Origin of the sequence: Longispora fulva (genome assembly GCF_015751905.1) — a bacterium.
Classification (GTDB): domain Bacteria; phylum Actinomycetota; class Actinomycetes; order Mycobacteriales; family Micromonosporaceae; genus Longispora; species Longispora fulva.
In genome coordinates this window covers 4,175,784-4,194,251 of record NZ_JADOUF010000001.1, presented here as the reverse complement: position 1 = coordinate 4,194,251, position 18,468 = coordinate 4,175,784, and the positions used below count along the sequence as shown (strand labels likewise).

Annotated in this window: 20 protein-coding genes; 14 read left to right on the top strand and 6 right to left on the bottom strand. The window is 72.5% G+C overall.

What is annotated here, in order from left to right:
* Positions 1-48: 48 nt before the first annotated feature.
* The 7 genes from dop to IW245_RS18575 all read left to right on the top strand — a co-directional run bounded on the left by dop (position 49) and on the right by IW245_RS18575 (position 5,798).
* Positions 49-1,566, top strand: coding sequence for a depupylase/deamidase Dop (gene dop / locus IW245_RS18605; RefSeq protein ID WP_372445183.1), 1,518 nt, complete (start codon positions 49-51; stop codon positions 1,564-1,566).
* 84 nt (positions 1,567-1,650) lie between these two features.
* Positions 1,651-1,866, top strand: coding sequence for a ubiquitin-like protein Pup (locus IW245_RS18600; protein WP_197004453.1), 216 nt, complete (start codon positions 1,651-1,653; stop codon positions 1,864-1,866).
* Positions 1,867-1,872: 6 nt separating this feature from the next.
* Positions 1,873-2,556, top strand: coding sequence for an endonuclease VII domain-containing protein (locus IW245_RS18595; protein ID WP_197004452.1), 684 nt, complete (start codon positions 1,873-1,875; stop codon positions 2,554-2,556).
* Complete coding sequence (prcB, locus tag IW245_RS18590) at positions 2,475-3,302, top strand: proteasome subunit beta (RefSeq protein WP_197004451.1); 828 nt, start codon at positions 2,475-2,477, stop codon at positions 3,300-3,302. Before IW245_RS18595 ends, prcB begins: the two co-directional genes overlap by 82 nt.
* Positions 3,303-3,330: 28 nt before the next feature.
* Positions 3,331-4,194 (top strand): proteasome subunit alpha, encoded by an 864-nt coding sequence (prcA, locus tag IW245_RS18585; RefSeq protein ID WP_197004450.1) that lies wholly within the window; start codon positions 3,331-3,333, stop codon positions 4,192-4,194.
* 274 nt (positions 4,195-4,468) lie between these two features.
* The gene (locus tag IW245_RS18580) at positions 4,469-5,290 is read left to right on the top strand and encodes a hypothetical protein (RefSeq protein ID WP_197004449.1); all 822 of its coding nucleotides are present in this window, start codon (positions 4,469-4,471) and stop codon (positions 5,288-5,290) included.
* Positions 5,291-5,543: 253 nt separating this feature from the next.
* The gene (locus tag IW245_RS18575; protein ID WP_197004448.1) at positions 5,544-5,798 is read left to right on the top strand and encodes a hypothetical protein; all 255 of its coding nucleotides are present in this window, start codon (positions 5,544-5,546) and stop codon (positions 5,796-5,798) included.
* A gap of 4 nt (positions 5,799-5,802) precedes the next feature.
* Here the strand turns inward: IW245_RS18575 and pdxR are convergent, their stop codons facing one another.
* Entirely contained in the window at positions 5,803-7,209 is a 1,407-nt protein-coding gene (gene pdxR, locus IW245_RS18570; RefSeq protein ID WP_197004447.1) for a MocR-like pyridoxine biosynthesis transcription factor PdxR, read from the bottom strand.
* Between the two features lie 66 nt (positions 7,210-7,275).
* On the opposite strand from pdxR, the gene IW245_RS18565 reads away from it, so the two are divergent.
* From IW245_RS18565 to IW245_RS18555, 3 genes are all read left to right on the top strand, one after another.
* The gene (locus tag IW245_RS18565; protein ID WP_197004446.1) at positions 7,276-8,199 is read left to right on the top strand and encodes a DMT family transporter; all 924 of its coding nucleotides are present in this window, start codon (positions 7,276-7,278) and stop codon (positions 8,197-8,199) included.
* A 126-nt stretch (positions 8,200-8,325) separates the two neighbouring features.
* Complete coding sequence (locus tag IW245_RS18560) at positions 8,326-8,724, top strand: OsmC family protein (protein ID WP_197004445.1); 399 nt, start codon at positions 8,326-8,328, stop codon at positions 8,722-8,724.
* A gap of 50 nt (positions 8,725-8,774) precedes the next feature.
* Complete coding sequence (locus IW245_RS18555) at positions 8,775-9,035, top strand: metallothionein (protein WP_197004444.1); 261 nt, start codon at positions 8,775-8,777, stop codon at positions 9,033-9,035.
* Between the two features lie 116 nt (positions 9,036-9,151).
* On the opposite strand, the gene IW245_RS18550 is transcribed toward IW245_RS18555, so the two are convergent.
* Positions 9,152-10,627, bottom strand: coding sequence for a potassium/proton antiporter (locus tag IW245_RS18550; RefSeq protein WP_197004443.1), 1,476 nt, complete (start codon positions 10,625-10,627; stop codon positions 9,152-9,154).
* Between the two features lie 68 nt (positions 10,628-10,695).
* Between IW245_RS18550 and IW245_RS18545 the strand changes: the two genes are divergently transcribed.
* Positions 10,696-12,639 carry an FUSC family protein gene (locus IW245_RS18545; RefSeq protein ID WP_197004442.1) on the top strand — a complete coding sequence of 648 codons (1,944 nt, stop codon included), beginning with the start codon at positions 10,696-10,698 and terminating at the stop codon, positions 12,637-12,639.
* Positions 12,640-12,696: 57 nt separating this feature from the next.
* Here IW245_RS18545 and IW245_RS18540 read toward each other — a convergent pair whose 3' ends face one another.
* Positions 12,697-12,921: a ferredoxin gene (locus tag IW245_RS18540; protein ID WP_197004441.1), complete on the bottom strand. Its 225-nt coding sequence runs from the start codon at positions 12,919-12,921 to the stop codon at positions 12,697-12,699.
* On the bottom strand, positions 12,918-14,111 hold the full coding sequence (locus IW245_RS18535) for a cytochrome P450 (protein ID WP_197004440.1): 1,194 nt from the start codon (positions 14,109-14,111) through the stop codon (positions 12,918-12,920). The genes IW245_RS18540 and IW245_RS18535 overlap by 4 nt, the downstream gene beginning before the upstream one ends.
* A gap of 71 nt (positions 14,112-14,182) precedes the next feature.
* Here IW245_RS18535 and IW245_RS18530 point away from each other — a divergent pair, with 71 nt between their 5' ends.
* Positions 14,183-14,581, top strand: coding sequence for an iron chaperone (locus IW245_RS18530; RefSeq protein WP_197004439.1), 399 nt, complete (start codon positions 14,183-14,185; stop codon positions 14,579-14,581).
* Positions 14,582-14,600: 19 nt separating this feature from the next.
* Here IW245_RS18530 and IW245_RS18525 read toward each other — a convergent pair whose 3' ends face one another.
* Positions 14,601-15,197, bottom strand: coding sequence for a TetR/AcrR family transcriptional regulator (locus IW245_RS18525; protein WP_197004438.1), 597 nt, complete (start codon positions 15,195-15,197; stop codon positions 14,601-14,603).
* A 9-nt stretch (positions 15,198-15,206) separates the two neighbouring features.
* The gene (locus IW245_RS18520; protein WP_197004437.1) at positions 15,207-16,313 is read right to left on the bottom strand and encodes an alkane 1-monooxygenase; all 1,107 of its coding nucleotides are present in this window, start codon (positions 16,311-16,313) and stop codon (positions 15,207-15,209) included.
* A 119-nt stretch (positions 16,314-16,432) separates the two neighbouring features.
* Here IW245_RS18520 and IW245_RS18515 point away from each other — a divergent pair, with 119 nt between their 5' ends.
* Complete coding sequence (locus tag IW245_RS18515; RefSeq protein ID WP_197004436.1) at positions 16,433-16,780, top strand: PadR family transcriptional regulator; 348 nt, start codon at positions 16,433-16,435, stop codon at positions 16,778-16,780.
* A 7-nt stretch (positions 16,781-16,787) separates the two neighbouring features.
* Positions 16,788-18,446 carry a hypothetical protein gene (locus IW245_RS18510; protein WP_197004435.1) on the top strand — a complete coding sequence of 553 codons (1,659 nt, stop codon included), beginning with the start codon at positions 16,788-16,790 and terminating at the stop codon, positions 18,444-18,446.
* The last annotated feature ends 22 nt before the right edge of the window (positions 18,447-18,468 follow it).

Sequence of the window (18,468 nt, the reverse complement as noted above, 5' to 3'; positions counted from 1 at the left end):
CCGTAGGCTTCAGCGTAGAGTCGGCCGATTGAGGGGCGAGGTGTGCGGATGAGTGTGCGTCGCGTGATGGGTACCGAAGTGGAGTACGGCATCTCGGTGCCGGGACAACCCGGGGCCAACCCCATGGTGACCTCCTCCCAGATCGTCAACGCCTACGGAGCCCGACCCGAGCTGACCCGCGGTGGCCGCGCCCGCTGGGACTACGAGGAGGAGTCGCCCCTGCGCGACGCCCGGGGCTTCAGCTACTCCGGCGCCCTCTACGACCCGGCGGAAGCCCTCGCCGACGAGGACCTCGGCCTTGCCAACGTCATCCTCACCAACGGCGCCCGGCTCTACGTCGACCACGCCCACCCGGAGTACTCCACGCCCGAGGTCACCGGCCCGCGCGCCATCGTCCTGTGGGACAAGGCCGGCGAACGGGTCATGGCCGAGGCGGCCCGCCGCGCCGCCACCATCCCCGGCGCGCCCCCGATCAACCTGTACAAGAACAACACCGACAACAAGGGCGCCAGCTACGGCTCCCACGAGAACTACCTGATGAAGCGGTCCACCCCGTTCGCCGACATCGTGGCGTACCTGACGCCGTTCTTCGTCACCCGGCAGATCTACTGCGGCGCGGGGCGGGTCGGCATCGGCCAGGACGGCTCCGGCACCGGCTTCCAGATCACCCAGCGCGCCGACTTCTTCGAGGTCGAGGTCGGGCTGGAGACCACGCTGAAGCGGCCCATCATCAACACCCGGGACGAGCCGCACGCGGACGCGGACAAGTACCGGCGGCTGCACGTCATCATCGGCGACGCCAACCTCGCCGAGATCGCGACGTTCCTCAAGGTCGGCGTCACGTCCCTGGTCCTGGCCATGATCGAGGACAAGGCGCTCGCCGGCGACCTCGCGATCGCCGACCCGGTGGGCGAGCTGAAGGCGATCAGCCACGACCCGACCCTGACCCACCGGGTACGGCTCCGCGACGGCCGCCGCCTGACAGCCCTCGACATCCAGTGGGCGTACTACGAGCGGGTCCGCAACTATGTGGACGCCAAGGGCTCCGACGAGGAGACCGACGACGTGCTCGACCGCTGGGAGGACATCCTCACCCGACTGGGCTCGGACCTGATGGGCTGCGCGGACACCCTGGACTGGGTGGCCAAACTGCGCCTGCTCGAGGGGTACCGGGAGCGGGAGAGCCTCACCTGGGCGTCCCCCAAGCTCCAGCTCGTCGACCTGCAGTACTCCGACGTGCGGCTCGAGAAGGGCCTCTACCACCGGCTGGTGGCCCGGGGCTCGATGAAGCGGCTGTTCACCGATGAGGAGGTGGCCCGCGCGGTCACCGAGCCCCCGGAGGACACCCGGGCGTACTTCCGGGGCCGCTGCCTCGCGCAGTACTACTCCGAGGTCGTCGCCGCCAGTTGGGACTCCGTCATCTTCGACGTGGGCCGCGAGGCGCTGGTCCGGGTGCCGATGCTGGAGCCCGAACGGGGCACCAAGAAGCATGTCGGGGCGCTGTTCGACCGCTGTGCGAGCGCCAAGGACCTCCTTGAGGCGCTGACCGGTAAGGGACCGGCGTAACAGTTCAAGTCTGAACGTGCCGGGGGACTGTTTTGTCACACCGGCGCGTTAGGGTGAGTGACGCTTCTCAGGAGGGAGATCACGATGGCTACACGTGATACGGGTGGGCAGTCGCAGTCCGGGAAGAACCGCAAGGACGACGAGGTCGACACCCCGCCGCCAGCGACGAATCCGGAGGCCGCCGAGCGCCGGGAGAAGATGGGCGAGGACGTCGACGACCTCCTGGACGAGATCGACTCCGTCCTGGAAGAAAACGCAGAAGAGTTCATTAGGGGGTACGTGCAGAAAGGGGGGGAATAGGCGTATATGTCCGATTTTTCTTCGGACCAGGACGGTCGGCGCCAGTGCCGCGACTGTTCCGCGTGGAAACCCCTGGAAGACTTCTGCGCGAGCAGCAAGCGCCCTTCGGGCAAGGGCAGCTACTGCAAGCCCTGTTTCAACGAGCGCGCGACGGCGAGTCGGCTGAAGCGCGCTGAGGCGGAAGGCCGGGTCGTTCAGCAACGGGAGAAACTTCCCGATGGCTACCGGCGGTGCCCTGATTGCAAGGAGATCAGGTCGCTGGAGGCATTTCCGCTCAACCGGTCAAAGTCCTCGGGACGCGATCGCTATTGCCGGCCGTGTCACAACGAGCGCACCCGCAAGAACATCGAGAAGAACCATGGCAGCACTCGGGAGCGCCACCTCAAGCGGCGCTACGGCATGTCCCAGCAGGACTTCGACGCCCTGCTCGCCGAGCAGGGTGGACAGTGTGCGATCTGTGGTGCGCCGGCCCCCGAGCACGTTGACCACGATCATGTATTCGGTAACGTACGTGGCATCCTTTGCTTCAACTGCAATGGCGGGCTCGGCCAGTTCAAAGACAACGTCGGCAGCCTCCGCAAGGCGATCGAGTATCTGAAGGAGACCACGTGGCATCGGGATTTGATTCACCCGGGCGTCTTCCAGCTTTCTTCACCACTCCGGGGTCCTCGTCGTTCACCGAGTTCCTGAGCGCCGCCGCTCCGGAGATGCTTCCCGGCGGTCGGGCCCTGCCGCCCGGTAGCGCCGCAGAGATGGCCCCGCACGCGACGACGATCGTGGCGATCGCCGCCGCCGGTGGGGTCGTGCTCGCCGGTGACCGGCGCGCGACCATGGGCAACCTGATCGCCAGCCGCGACATCGAGAAGGTCTACCCGGCGGACGCGTACTCGCTGATCGGCATCGCCGGTACCGCGGGCGTGGGCCTGGAAATGATCAAGCTGTTCCAGGTCGAGCTGGAGCACTACGAGAAGATCGAGGGCACGCCGCTCACCCTGGACGGCAAGGCCAACCGGCTCGCGACGATGATCCGGGGCAACCTGGGCGCGGCGATGCAGGGGCTCGTGGTCGTGCCGCTGTTCGCCGGCTTCGACCTCGACGCGGTGGACCCGGCGAAGGCCGGCCGGATCTTCAGCTACGACGTGGCCGGCGGCATCTACGCCGAGAAGGACTACCACGCGATCGGTTCGGGTTCGCTGTTCGCGAAGTCCTCGCTGAAGAAGCGCTACACGCCGGGCGTGAGCATCGCCGACGCCCAGGCGATGGCCATCGAGGCGCTGTACGACGCCGCCGACGACGACACGGCGACCGGTGGGCCGGATCTCTCCCGCCGGATCTTCCCGATCGTCATGACCGCCACCGCCGAGGGCACCCACCGCCTGGGCGACGCCGAGACCGCCGCGCTGGCCGAGGCGATCGTCGCCCAGCGTTCCGTCTGACCCCTGACTCACTGAGAGGAGCCCAGCCGTGGCTATGCAGTTCTATGCCTCACCCGAGCAGATCATGCGGGACCGCTCGGAGTACGCCCGCAAGGGCATCTCCCGGGGGCGCAGCGTCGTCGTCCTGACGTACGAGGGCGGGGTGCTGTTCGTCGCGGAGAACCCGTCGACGGCCCTGCACAAGATCAGCGAGATCTACGACCGGATCGGCTTCGCCGCCGTGGGCCGGTACAACGAGTTCGAGAACCTGCGCGCGGCCGGGGTGCGGATGGCCGACCTGCGGGGCTACTCCTACGACCGGCGGGACGTGAACGCCCGGGGCCTGGCCAACGGGTACGCGCAGACGCTGGGCGCCATCTTCACCGACTCCTCGAAGCCGTACGAGGTGGAGGTGTGCGTCGCCCAGGTGGGGGCGACGCCGCAGACGGACGAGCTGTACCGGCTGACGTACGACGGCTCGGTCGGTGACGAGGCCGGTTTCATCGCGATGGGCGGCTCCACGGAGGCCATCTCGAACAAGCTGCGGCAGAGCCACAGCCCGGAGGCGTCCCTCGCCGACGCGCTGAAGCTGGCGGTGGCGGCGCTGGGCAGCGTGGGCGGCGAGGGTGGCAAGCCGCGCGTGCTGGAGGGCGCACAGTTGGAGGTGGCGGTGCTGGACCGCCGCCGGCCGGGGCGCAAGTTCCGCCGGATCACGGGCGCGGCGCTGGCGCACCTGCTGGACGGCACGGTCGGTCCGAGCGAGGCGGAGACCGCCCCCGAGAAGCAGCCGACTCCCACGGACACGGCGATGACGGCTGGTCCGGCGACGTCGATCGACCCGCCGGCCTCGGTGGAGACGGAGACGCCGGCGCCGAAGAAGCGGGCCAAGCCGGCGGAGCCGAAGGACAGCTAGGGCGTTGGACGCGCGTGGGCCGTGGTGTCCGTGCGCTTCCTGCGCTGTGGGCCCGTCATCCCCTCGGGGGTGGCGGGCCTTTGTCCTGTCTGGAGTGCCGGTGGGAGTCTCCGGCCGGGTGGGCGCTGGCCCGGGGCTTCGGGGGCCTCGGGTCTGGCGGCTTGGTGGATGTGGCGGGCCGGGGGCCTGTGGGTCGGGTCACGGGTGACAGCGCGCCGGCAACAAGTTAGCCTGCCCTAAGTTAGGGGAGACTAACTCAAGAGGCTGGTGGAGCGTGCGGATCTTCGAGGACCGGAGCGGGCTGGTCGACGGCGCGGCCGTCGCGCGGCACCGACGGGCGGTCGCGGCCCTGTTCGACGGGTACGACGACCGGCTGTTCGTCGTCGTCGACCCCGGGCGGGCCTTGGTCGGGGAGCACGCGACACGGCTCGCGGGTCTCGCCAAGGGGCTGGAGAAGGACCTGCTCATCGCCCTGCGGATCGGGGTCGAGGGGCGGCCGGCCGCCGGGGAGGTGGCGTGGGGGCTGCCGGTGGCCGTGGAGTACGCGCCCCGGGTCCGGGTACCCCGGAGCCGGGGGTTGGACAGGTGGCTGAATCCGGAGGGCGCGCGGACCGGGGCGCGTGCGGCGGCCCTCGACCGGCGCCTCAGTGTGTCGGGGCTGCGGGCCCAGATCCGGCGCCGCCCCGCCGCCGAGGAGGTCCGCGGGGCGACGGTGCACCTCGCGCACGCGGCCTGGGTGACTGTGGACGGGCGGTCCGGCGTGCTGCCGCCGTTCCCGATGCCGGTGGGGGTGCGGCCGGCGCCGGGTCGCGACGGTTCGGTGGGGCAGGGCTGTCATCCGGTACTCCCCTCCAGTGCACCTCGGCGGGTCACGGCCGCGTTGGCGGCGCTCGCCTCGGCGGGTCGACCGGCCCGGCTGGTCGTGGACGCCACGGCGGCGGACCGTCGGGTCGTGGACGAGTGGGCGTGGCGGATCGCCGAGGGGGAGCGCGGGGTGGCGGGGCTGATGCTGGACGCGGACGGGTCCGGGGTGGACCGTGCGGAGGGGGTGCTGCGGGTACTCGCGGCGGCGGTAAGGGAGCGCCGCCATGGCTGACCGGCCGCGATCCGGGAACGGGGCGGGGTCCGCCGTGGCCGACCGGTGCCGGTCGCGGGATGCCGCCGGTCTTGCCCTGGTGGACCCGCTTCCGTCAGGGGACGCTGCCGGGTCCGGTCCGGTTGAGGGGGATGGCGCGGGGGCGGTGCTGGTGGATCGGCGTGTCGGGGTCGACAGTCCGGTCGGGGGGACGTTGGCCGGCGTGTTGGACGGATTTGACGCCCAGGTAACGAGAAATCGGCAGAAAATAGCCGTGCGTCACGGCGACCACGTCCTGACGTACGCCGAGCTCGACGCCGCAGCCAGGTCCCAGGCGCGCAATTACGGGTTCGGATCCGGGACTGTGGTCGCCGTGGCGCGCCCCTGTGGGGTGCGGGACCTGGCGATCGTGCTGGCCGTGGCCCGGGCGGGCGGCGAGGTGCTCGGGCCGGTGTCGCCGGAGGGTTCGGGGTGGGGGTTCGACCCGGGGGTGGCGGACGTGTTGCGGCGGCTGGCGGGCGGACAGTGAGGGGCTATTCGCGGAGGGATGCCAGGAGGCGGATGCCGGCGGTGAGTTCGGCCGGGCTGGTGGCCGCGTAGCCGATGACCAGGCCCGGTGGGCCGGCCGCTGCGAGGCGCAGGCTGCTCAGTGGGGTCGGGGCCAGTCCGTGTTCCACGGCCCGCGCGCACAGTGCCACGTCGTCCACACCTTCCGGCAGGGTCACGACGGCGTGCAGGCCTGCGGCGATGCCCTCGACCTGGGCGTCGGGGAGGTGGCGGGTCACGGCGGCGAGCAGGGCGTCGCGTCGGGTCCGGTACGCGCGGCGGGCCCGGCGCAGGTGCCGGTCGTAGCCGCCGCCGGTGAGGAGTTCGGCGAGGGCGAGCTGTTCGAGGGTGGGGCCGCCCCGGTCGGCGGCGGTCTTCGCCCGGGTGACGGCCGCGCACAGGGCCGGGGGGACCAGGAGCCAGCCGAGGCGGACGGCGGGGGCCAGGGCCTTGCTGACGGAGCCGACGAGGGCCGTGACGTCGGGGGCGACGCCCTGGACGCAGCCGACGGGGTCGCGGTCGTAGCGGAACTCGGCGTCGTAGTCGTCCTCGATGATCAGGGCGCCGGTGTCGCGGGCCCAGGCGACGAGGGCGGCGCGGCGGGCGGGGGACAGCACGACGCCGGTGGGGTACTGGTGCGCCGGCGTGACCAGCACCGCCGCCAACCCGGCGGGCGGGACCGTGATGCCGGAGCAGTCGACCGGGATCGGCACGGGTTCCAGGCCGTTGGCGAGGAGGTGCTCGCGGATGCCGGCGCTGCCCGGGTCCTCGACGCCGATCCGGAGGTGGGGGAGCACGGGTCCGGCGACGGCGCTCCCGGCGGGCTCCGCGACCCTGCTTCCGTTGGGCACCGAGGCCTCGGCCAGTGCGGTGGCCAGCAGGGTCAGGGCCTGGGCGGTGGCCGTGGTGATCAGCAGGTGCGCGGGGTCGGCCCGGGCGGCGCGGACCCGGCCGAGGTGCTCGGCGAGGGCGGCGCGGAGCCGGGGGGAGCCGGCCGGGTCCGGATAGTCGAGGTCGCGGTCGGCGACGGTGGCCAGGGCCCGTTCGTAGGCGCGTCGCCAGCCGGCGCGGGGGAACAGGGCCAGGTCGGGGACGCCGGGGCGCAGGGGCACGGGCAGGGGCGGTTCGTGGTGGACAGGGAAGGGGGCCGGGGTGGGGGTGGGCGCGAGGGCGACCACGGTGCCCGCGCCGCGGCGGGCCGACAACCAGCCCTCGGCGGTGAGCTGTTCGTAGGCGGTGACGACGAGGCCGCGGGAGACCCGGAGGTCGGCGGCCAGGTCGCGGGTGGAGGGCAGCCGGGTGCCGGGGGCCAGGGTGCCGTCGCGGACGGCGGCGCGCAGGGCGTCGACGAGTTGGTCGCCGCGTGCCGGTCCGGTGAGGGAGAGCCCGAGCATTGGTCCTGTCTTTCGCTGATCGATTGGCCCTGTGGGGTGGTCCAAGTCGGGACTAGCGTACCCGGCATGAAGGTTCTCGGTGCCGCGTTGTGCACGTCCGCGATGGTCATTCTCGGCAGTTCCGTCCCGATCAGCCGGGCGTTGCTGTCCTATCCGACGCTGGCCGGACAGGTGCTGCGCTACACCCTGGCGGTCGTGATCCTGCTGGCCATCGCGCGCCGGCTGCCACGGATCGGGTTGCGCTCCGCGGGGCGGCTGGTCGTGCTGGCGGCGGTGGGGCTGGTCGGGTTCAACGTCTGCCTGCTCTCGGCCCTGCGCGAGGCCGAGCCGGCGGTCGTCGGAACGGTCGTCGGGGGTACGCCCGTGGTGCTCGCCCTGATCGGCCCGCTGCTCTCACGCCGCCGGCCGGCGCTGCGGATCACGGTCGGGGCGGCGGTGATCGTGGCCGGGGTGGCGCTGGTGCAGGGCGCGGGGCACGCGAGTACCGCCGGGCTGGTGTGGTCCGCCGGCACCCTGGCGGGGGAGGTCGGGTTCTCGCTGCTCGCCGCCCCGCTGCTGGGGGAGCTGACCCCGATCGCGATCGCGGCGTACGCGTGCCTGTTCGCCGTGCCGCTGCTGCTCGTCGCGTCGGTGGCGTCCGGGGAGACGTGGCGGGTGCCGACGGTGCCGGAGGCCGGGGCGCTGCTGTATCTGGCGGTGGTACTCACGGCATGTGCGTTCGTGCTCTGGTACGGCGGGCTGGTCCGGCTCGGGGTCGAGAAGGCCGGGATGTTCGCCGGGCTGCTGCCGGTGGCGGCGTTGGCCGCGACGGCGGTCCTGGACGGGGCGGTCCCGTCGGGCGGGGCGATCCTGGGGACGGTGCTCGTCGCGGCGGGCCTGGCCTTCGGCCTGTCGGCCCCGACCCGCGCCACCTCGGCACGCGCCACCCCGGAGTCCGGTACCCCGCGCGAGGCGGTGCCGGTGGAACTGGGCGTCGGGGCCCCGGGCTGACCCCGATGTCCTCCAGCGGGGAGGTGCCGCTGGAACCCGGGGCAGGTGTCGCCGTACCAATTAATGGTGTTGAAGTTGGTTTCGTTGGGCCCGTCGGGGGCGCGGCCTCCGCTACCATCCCCGGTCATGGCCACTGTGAACGTTGAGCGAACCGACGACGGCGGGTTCGTCGCCACCAACGACCGCGGCGCGCGGGTCGCGATCGGCGGTGGTGACGACGGCGGTGTCTTCACCCCGGTGGAGCTGCTGCTCGCGGCCCTCGGCGGCTGCGAGATCGTCACCATCGAGCCGCTGACGGCCAAGCGTGGTCACCGGCTGGTGCGGCTGGCGGTGCGGGTCGAGGCGGAGAAGGTCGAGCCGACGAAGCTGGGGGCGGTGACGGCGACGTACGAGATCGAGTTGCCGGCTGGCGACGACGAGGCCGCGGCGGTGTTCGAGGCGGTCGCGCACCGGGTGCACGAGAAGTACTGCACTGTGGGCCGGGCGCTGCGGGAACCGACCGAGACTATCCAGGTACTGCCCTAAATCGGCAGTTTCCGCCCGCGGGCGGGTCGTCGTCTTGCACAGTATTGGGCATGGCGATCTGCGAGGTATGCGGGAACGACTACTGGATGTCGTTCGAGGTGCACACGGTCGGTGGCAACGTGCACGTGTTCGACTCCATGGAGTGCGCGGCCCACCGGCTGGCCCCGATCTGTGAGCACTGCCGGTGCCGGGTCCTCGGGCACGGCGTCGAGGTCGACGGCCGGTTCTTCTGCTGCGGGCACTGCGCCCGGTCCAGTGGGCTGTCGCTGGGCATCGAGATCCGCGACGCGGTCGGCGCGCATCCGGGCTGAGCCGCGGACCCGCGCGGGGACCTGCCGCGGGCCGGCGGACGCCGCTCCCGAAAAACCGAGGACCTTGACGGTTACGGTGGTCCCCGCCCCGGCAGCGACGGCCGTTCGTCAGCGCGTCACCGGAACCCGTACCACCGCGCGAGCGGCCCACCCCGGGCCACGGCCCGCAGCCGGTCCTCCACGGCCGGCCGGTTGTCCGCGCCGGTGACGACGAGCAGCTCGTCCCCGATCTTCAGCCGGGTCCGCCGCTCGGGCACGAACGCCTCGCCCCGCCGGACCACCAGGGTGATCGCCGCCGGGGCCGGCAGCCGCAGCTCGAAGATCTCGCAGCCGTGCAGCCGCGACGTGGGCGTGATGGTCAGGTACAGCAGGTCGGCGGCGAGCGCGTCCAGCGGCGCGGACTCGACCTCCATGTCCCGGATCGGGTCGGAGACCGTGACCCGCAGGATCCGGCCGAGCCACGGCAGCGTCGGCCCCTGGACCAGGGTGAACGCGACCACCAGGACGAACACGATGTTGAACAGCTGTTCGCTGCCGGGGACGCCGGCGACCACCGGGATGGTGGCCAGCACGATGGGCACCGCCCCGCGCAGTCCGGCCCAGGACAGGAAGGCCTGTTCGCGCCACGGCCACCGGAACGGGAGCAGGGACACCAGGACCGACGCCGGTCGGGCGACGAGGAGCAGCACCGCGCCGACGATGAGGGCCGGCAGGATCGCCGAGCCCAGTTCGTGCGGGGTGACGAGCAGGCCGAGCATGACGAACAGGCCGATCTGCGCGACCCAGCCCAGGCCCTCGGCGACGGACCGCACGGCGCGGCGGTGCGGCAGGCCGGCGTTGCCGAGCACGATGCCGGCCAGGTACGCGGCGATGAACCCGCTGGCCTCCAGCGTGCCGGCGGCGGCGAACGCGATGATGCCGGTCCCGAACGCGGCGACCGGGTACAGGCCGGAGGACGGCAACGACAGCCGGCGCAGCAGCCACGCGCCGGCCCCGCCGATCAGCAGGCCGAACGCCGAGCCGGCCACCAGCTGGTACAGCATGACGAGGGGCGCGGTCCAGTCCAGCCCGGCGGCGCTGAGCATGACGACGAGGATGACGGTGGGCGCGTCGTTGAAGCCGGACTCGGCCTCCAGCAGCCCACCGAGCCGGCCCGGCAGCGGCAGGTTGCGCAGGACGGAGAACACGGCGGCGGCGTCCGTGGAGGCCACGATCGCCCCGAGCAGCAGAGCCAGGCGCCAGTCGACGCCGATGAACAGCCACGCGCCGAGGGCCGTGATGAGCACGCTGATGCCGACGCCGACGGTGGCGAGCAGCCCGGCGGGCAGCAGCGCCGGTCGCAGGGTGCGCCAGTGGCTGGCCAGGCCGCCCTCGACGAGGATGACGGCGAGCGCGGCGTTGCCGACGTTGTGCGCGAGGTGGTTGTTGTCGAAGCGGAGTCCGAGGCCGTCCTCGCCGAGGAGGAGGCCCACTCCGAGGTAGGCGAGCAGGACGGGGAGGCCGGCGCCGCTGGCGAGCCGGGCCGCACCGACGCTGGCGAGTACCGCGAGGCCGGCGATGAGAAGGATCACGTAGAGGTTGTCCGAATGCACCCGGTCCCTTTCGTCGGCGGTGTGTTTGATCTTTTCACAGCGCGCGGAAAGCCTATTATCTTTCAGTTATGACCCAGGCCCAGTGGTGGCGTCCGGACCGCTACGCCCCCGACTGGCTGGTGTTGTCCCTCCGTCCGGTGTCCGCGCCCATCCCGTGGGGGCCGACGCTGCGTCTCACCCTCGCCGTCGTCATCGTGCTCACCGTCGGGCTGGCCACCGACCACCTGCCGCTCGTGGTGCCCGCGGCGCTGGCGATGCTGCTGTCCTCGGCCAACGACCGCTCCGAGGCGTACCGGACCCGGTTGCTGCGGATCGCAGTGCCCGCCCTGGCCGGCGCGCTCGGCATGGTCGTCGGGATCGAACTGCGCCACCAGGTGTACGCGCTGCCGGTCCTCATCGGCCTCTTCTTCGCCAGCGGGGCGGCGGCGGCCGCGGGCCCGGTCAGCTCCCTGGCCGGCCTGCAGTTCGTCGTGACCGGCGTCCTCGGCTACTCGATGCCGCTGTCCGGGCCGCGGTGGGCCCCGCCGGTGCTGTACCTGGCCGGGGCGGCCCTGCTGCTGCTCCTGGCCGTCGCCGAGTGGCCACTGGCCCGACAGCGCCCGCAGCGCGCCGCCGTGGCCGCCGCGTTCGACTCGCTGGTCAACCAGCTGGCGGTGACGGGCACCCCGGCGGCGGTGCCCGCCCGGCGGTTCGTGACCGCCGCGTTCAACAACGCCTACGACAACCTGCTCGGCTACCGGCTGCGCACCGGCCCGCGCACCGAGGAGGAACGCCAGCTCCTCGAGCTGCTCAACGCCGGCACCCTGCTGGGCGAGTCGACGTCGGCGCTGCTGTGGGAGAACAAGCCGGTCCCGGACGCGATGGTCGCCGCCGTCTTCGAGGTGGCCGACGCGATCCGGGAGGACCGCCGGCCCCAGCTGCCGGAGAAGCTGCCCGGCGACACCCCGGGCCTGCGGTCGCTGCGGGTGGCGCTGCGCGCGGTCTCCGACTCGGGCCAGGACCACCTGACCGGGCACGGCACCCCGGGCGCGGCCCGGCCGGACCGGACCCGGCAGGCCGTCGCGCGGGTGCTGTCCCCGGCGGCGCTGATGTTCGGCACCCGTCTGGCGTTGTGCATGGGGTTGGCCCTGTTCGCGGCCGGCCTGCTGCACCAGGACAGGTCCTACTGGCTGCCCACCACCGTCGCGTTCGTCCTCAAGCCCGACTTCGGTTCCGTGTTCGCCCGCGCGGCCCAGCGCGCCGCCGGCACGGTCCTCGGGGTCGCCATCGCCGGGGCGGTGCTCGCCGTCGTGCCGCCCGGCTGGCCGATCGTGCCGTTCGTGGTGATCGCCATGGCCCTGGTCCCGGTCAGCCGGGTTCGCGGCTACGGCGTGATGACCGTGGCCACCACCCCGGCGTTCCTGTTCCTGATCGACCTGACCAGCCACGCCGGCCCGCTGCTGGGCCTGCGGATCGTGGACACGGTGCTCGGCTGCGGGATCGTGCTCGTCGCCGGCTACCTGCTGTGGCCGGAGACCTGGCACGCCCGGATCGGCCCCCGGTTCGCCACCGCGGTGCGCGGGGTGGCCGGCTACCTCGACGGGGCGCTGCGCCCGGCGGCGACCACGGACAGGGTGCGGCTGCGCCGGCAGGCGTACCGGGGGCTCGCCGACGCCCGGACCGCCGTCGAGCAGGCCCTCGCCGAGCCGCCGCCGGCCAGCACCCGGGCCGCCGCCTGGTGGCCGGCCGTCGTGGCCCTGGAGAACGTCACCGACGCCGTCACCGGCTACGCCGTGCGGCTCGACACCGGCGCGCCGCCCCCGGACGCCACCCAGACCGCGCTGCTGTCGGCGGCCCTCAACGACCTGGCCGCCTCCGTGGTGCTGCACCACCCGCCGGCGGACCTGCCGCTGCCCGACGTGGCCGACGGGGTCGACGACGCGCTCGCCGACATCGTCGACCAGGTCCGCACGGCCCGGCTGCTGGTCGCCGGCCCCGCCCCGGAGGAGGACCCGTCCCTCACCGGGGACTGAACGGCGGAGTCCCGCACGGCTGGGTCCGCGAGGACTGACCCGCGGACCCGCGCCCGCCTACTCCAGCGGCACCTCCGCGCCCGTCGCGGTGTCCACCAGCAGGATGGCCTCGACCGGGCAGGAGACCGCCGCGTCGAGCACCCGCTCGTCGGGGTCGATCGTCTCCAGCACCGGCCGGGAGAGCCCCCCGTCGAGTTCGAAGAGTTCGGGAACGGACCCGGCGCACATCCCCGATCCGATGCAGCGGGTCTTGTCGACGCTGACCTGCCACCGCCCGCTCATGACCAGGCCACCGGCAGCGACTCCAGGCTGCGCACGATCATCGTCGGCTTGAAGACCAGCTCCGACTCCGGCGCGACGATCCGCAGGTTCGGCAGGCCGTGCAGCAGGCCGCGCAACGCCTCCTGGAGTTCCATCCGGGCGAGCTGCGCGCCGAGGCAGTGGTGCGCGCCAGCCCCGAAACCGATGTGCGGGTTGTCCGCCCGGGTCACGTCGAGCCGGTCGGGGTCGACGAACACCGCGGGGTCGCGGTTGGCCGCGCCGAGGGCCGGCATCACCGGGGAGCCGGCCGGGATGGTGACCCCGCCCAGCTCCACGTCCTCGGTGGTCACCCGGATCATGCTGGACACGGAGTTGCCGAGCTGGGTGAAGCGCATCAACTCCTCCACCCCGGACTCCAGCAGGCTGGGGTCCTCCCGGAGCCTGGCCAGCTCCGCCGGGTGCTCCCGCAGGGTCAGCAGGAACATGTTGATCTGGTTGGCGGTGGTCTCGTGCCCGCCGATCAGCAGGCCGATGCCGAGGGTGACCAGTTCCTGCTCGGTGAGCTTGTCGTGCTCGTCGCGCGCCGCGATCAGGCCGGTCATCAGGTCGTCGCCCGGGTGGGCGCGCTTCTCGGCGATCAGCTCCGCGAAATACTGGCTGAGGCTGGTCAGGCCGCCGACCATGATCTCCTGGTCGCGCTCCCAGTTGCCCATCACGGCGTCCGACCAGCCGTGGAAGCGGTCCCGGTCGGTGGCCGGCACCCCGAGCAGGTCGCAGATCACCTGCACCGGCAGCGGCAGGGAGAAGTTCTGCACCAGGTCGGCGGGCTCGGGCTGTTTGCGCAGGCCGGCGAGGAGTTCGGTCACGACGTCGGCGACCCGGGGCCGCAGCTCCTCGACCCTGCGGTGCGTGAAGGCGCGGGCGACGAGCCGGCGCAACCGGGTGTGCTCCGGCGGGTCCTTCGCGATCAGGGACTCGGTGGCCAGCGAACCGAGGCCCATCTGCGGCTGGTCGGGGGTGCTGGCGGCGGCGCGGCTGAACCGGTTGTCCGTCATGACGGTGCGCACGTCGGCGTACCGGGTGACGAGCCAGGCGAGCTTGCCGTCGGGGAACCGCACCTGGGCGACCGGCTCGTTCTCCCGCAGCTCGGCGAGCAGCGGCGTCGGGTGGTAGAGCGTCGGTGGATCCGGCAACGGAAACGGAATGGGCATGAGAACCCCTCACATTATCGACGATTATTTATATATACCTCAGTCGGGAGTTGATCGGGAAGAATGAATGGATGAGCACGCCGGAGGAGTACATCGCGGGACTCGACCAGCCGCGCAGGACCGAGCTCGCCGAGCTGCACGACCTGATCCGGCGCACCGTGCCCGACCTGGCGCCCACGATGGAGTTCGGCATGCCGGGCTACGGGAAGTTCCACTACCGCTACGCCTCCGGGCGCGAGGGCGACTGGGTGCTGCTGTCGATGGCGAGCCGGAAGAACTACATCTCCGTGTACGTCACGGCTGTCACCACCGACGGCGGCTACCTGGCCGAGGGGTACCGGGACCGGCTGCCGAAGGCGGACATCGGAAAGAGCTGCATCCGGTTCAAGCGCCTCTCGGACGTCGACCCGGAGGTGCTGGCGGACATCTTCCGGGCCGCCGCCGCCCACGGTGGCGCGGGCGAGGCCTGAACCTCCCGGGTCCGGCCGGTCAGCGCGGCGGCAGGCCCGTCTCCGCCGTGATGAAGGGCGACAGTAGCCGCTCGACGGCCGTCGCGGTCAGCTCCGGCGCCGCGCTCGGCAGGATCGCGTGGCTGATCGCCAGCCGGGTGACCGCCTCCGACAGCAGGCGGGCCGCGTCCGGGTCCACGTGCGGCCACGTCCGCACGATCAGGTCGGTGAGGAACGCCGTCGCGGTGTGCAGCACCGGCTCGCCGCCCGTGGTGATCAGGGCCGTCAGCTCGGCGTTGCCGTCCTTCGTGATCAGACTCTTGAGCAGCGGGTGGTCGGCCGCCGTGGTCAGGAACACCCCGAAGGCCGCCGTGACCGCCGCGTGCGGGTCGTCGGCGTGCGCGAGCACCGCCCGCTCGACCCCGTCGAGGAACCGGGAGACCTCGCGCATCACGTAGGCCTGGGCGAGCGCCGGCCGGGAGCCGAACTCGTTGTACAGCGTCTGCCGGCTGACCCCCGCCCCGGCGGCCACCCCGGCCATCGTGATCTCACCGAACGCCCGGTCCGTGAGCTGCTCGGCGACCGCGTCGAGCAGGGTGTCGCGCAGCAGGGCGCGCGCGGCCTGGGGATAGGTCATGCGCCGATCCTATTGCGGCCCCCGGTTGGTGCGGCTGAGGTCCCCGTCGTAGTGCGCGAGGACCCGGGGGTCCATCACCCGCCGCCAGAGCGGGGTCACCCAGGCCAGAATGATCATCAACGGGTACCCGGACGGCAGTTGCGGTGCCTCCTCGAAGTGCCGGAGCGACTGGTAGCGCCGGGTCGGGTAGGTGTGGTGGTCGCTGTGCCGCTGGAGGTGGAAGAGCAGCAGGTTGCTGGGCACCTGGTTGGAGTTCCACGAGTGCGAGGGGCGGACCTTCTCGTACCGGCCGGTGTGTTCGCGTTGGCGGGACAGGCCGTAGTGCTCCAGGTAGTTGACGACCTCCAGCAGGGAGAAGCCGAACACGGCCTGGATCAGCAGGTACGGCAGGATCGCGGGCCCGAACGCGACCGCGAGCGCCGCGAAGAGCACCAGGGTCATCGCCCACGAGGTGAGCACGTCGTTGCGCCAGGTCCACGGGTTGCCGCCGCCGCGCCGCAGCCGGGCGAACTCCAGTTTCCACGCCGACCGGGCGCTGCCGGCGACCGAGCGGGGCAGGAACGCCCAGAAGCTCTCGCCGAGCCGGGAGCTGGCCGGGTCCTCCGGGGTGGCGACCCGGACGTGGTGGCCCCGGTTGTGCTCGACGTAGAAGTGGCCGTAGCCGGTCTGGGCGAGGGCGATCCGGCTGAGCCAGCGTTCCAGGTCCTCGCGCTTGTGGCCGAGTTCGTGCGCTGTGTTGATCGCGATCCCGCTGACGCAGCCGACGCTGACGGCCAGCCCGACCCGGTCGACGGTCCCGAGTTCCGGCCGGGTCCACAGCCAGCCGGCGAACACCAGGGAGACGTACTGGACGGGCAGGTAGAGGTAGGTGCACCACCGGTAGTACCTGTCGGCCTCCAGGCCCGGGATCGCCGCCTCCGGCGGGTTCTCGGTGTCCTGGCCGACGATCGTGTCCACGAGCGGGAACACGACGAACACGAGGATCGGCCCGGACCACCAGAACAGCGACAGGCCGGTGAGGTGCACCCCGAGCCAGGCGCCGAACGGGATCAGGGGCACGAGCAGGCCCAGCGGCCACAGGTAGCGCTTGCCGTCCCGCCAGTCGGGGGTGGTCATCGACGGACCTCTTTTCGCCAGTGGTTTACAGCAAGCTACTTCTTGTAAAGATCAAAGACAAGAGCTCGTTGGGTGTATACGTCTGGCGGTATATGCCGACGGTCGGTATATTGGTGGGCATGGCCCAGTCCATTCAGGAACCGACCTTCCTCATCCTCACGGCGCTCGCCGGGGGCCCGCTGCACGGCTACGGCGTGATCACCGAGGTCACCGCCCTGTCCGCCGGCCGGCTCACCCTGCGCGCCGGCACCCTCTACGCCGCGCTGGACCGGCTCGCCACCGCCGGTCAGGTCGTCGCCGACCGCGAGGAGGTCGTCGACGGCCGCCTCCGGAGGTACTACCGGCTGACCGACTCCGGCGCCGAGGTCCTCGCCGAGGAGGCCGAGCGCCTCGCGCGCAACGCCGCCGAGGCCACCGCCCGGCTGCACGCCCGCACCGGTCCCGCACCCCGACTCGCCACCACCTAGGAGAGCCATGCTGGAGCGTCGGTACCGTGCGCTGCTGCGCGCGTACCCCGAAGAGTTTCGTGCCGAACGCGGCGAGGAGCTCGTCGCGACCCTGCTCGACGGGGCCCGCCCCGGCCAGACCCGCCCGACCCTGGCCGACGTCTCCGACATGCTCGGCAGTGGTCTGCGCCGCCGGCTGGGCCTGGACCGGCACGCCGGGGCCGAGGTCGGGCTGCGCAGGGTCGCCCCGGTCGCGGTCGTGCTCCTGGCCGTCGTGTCGACGGTCGTGCTGTACCGGGCCAGCCCCGGCGGCGAGCCCGTCCCCCTCGACATCGGCGAGAACTGGTGGGAGTTCGGCGTGGCGGCAGGCTGGCTGGCCGCCGTCCTCGCCTGGGCGGTGCTGCCCCGGGCCGCCGGCCGGATCGTGCTCGGCGCGACCCTGGCCGCCACCGTCGTCGGGCAGTTCGCCACCGGGGTGGTTCCGGTGCGCGAACAGGGTGTCGTCCTCCACCAGTCGATGGAGCCGCACACGTTCGGGACGTTCGTGCTGCTGGGTGTCCTGGCGCTGTGCGGCACCCGCGATCTCGCGGCGTCGGTGGCCGGCAGGGTCGCCCTGGTCGCGGCCGGGGCGGGGGTCGTCGTGGGCACGGGGCTGTGGACGCGCGGCCTGGAGCAGGACTACGTCGTGATCGGCCGCCTGGGCTTCAGCTGGACCCTGGTGCTGCCCGCCGTGCTGGCGCTCGGAGCCCTGGCGGTCCTGGTCGGGGTCGGGGTCCGGTCCGGCCGGGCGAGGGGCGGCGGCTGGCTGTGGGCGGCCGTCCTGCTCCTGGTGCCCGCCATGTGGCTGGCCATGCAGGTGCTGGGCTACGGCTACGGAGACGGGACCCTGGCGATCCTCGGCATGCTGCGCGGCCCGGTGTCCCCGCTGGTGCTGCTCGTCGCCGTCGGCGTCCTCGTCGTCGCGCTGCGGTGGGGCGCGCCCCGGGCGCTCGGCGCGGGGTCCGTCACCACGGCGGTGTTGGGCGTCGGGGCGGCGTTCTCGGCGGTCCTGCTGCCGTACCACGCCGGGCACGGGGAGCGCTCGATCCTCCTCGGTTACGTGGCCGTCCTGCTCGCCGCCGTGGCGTGGCGCTGGTGGCCGGTCGCGACGCCGTACCTGGTCGTGGCGGCCTCGGCTGTGTTCCTGATCTGGGCGGTGCGGCACCCGGACCGCGCCGAGCTGGCCCTGGCCGGTTCCGTGCTCGCGCCGGTCGCCCTGACCGGAGTCCGCGACCGCCCTGCTCGCCCGGCCGTGTGGCCGGCCGCCGTGGCGGCGCTGCTGGCCGCGCCCCTGGTGTTCAGTACCGGCGACCTGATCGAGATCACCCCGGCCAGCTTTGACGGGTGGACACTGGAGACCGGCACGCTGCTCACCTACCTCGCCCTCGACCTGCCCCAATTGGTGATCGTGCCGTGCGCCATGGCCGTGCTGGTCGGCGCGGACCGGGTGACCCGCGCGGCCCGGGGCTGGGGCTGGGCGCTGGTGGGCCTGGCCGGCGGTGGCACCTGGTTCGTGCTGGTCACGGTGCGCAGCATCACTCCGGCCGTGGTGGCGCTGACCGTGGCCGCCGGCGCCGGTCTGCTACTCGCCCGTAGGTTCCGGGCGAGGACTGTCGGTAGTGTGACGGACACGGGGGCCGTCTCCTGAGGTGTCCGGGATGGCAAGATGC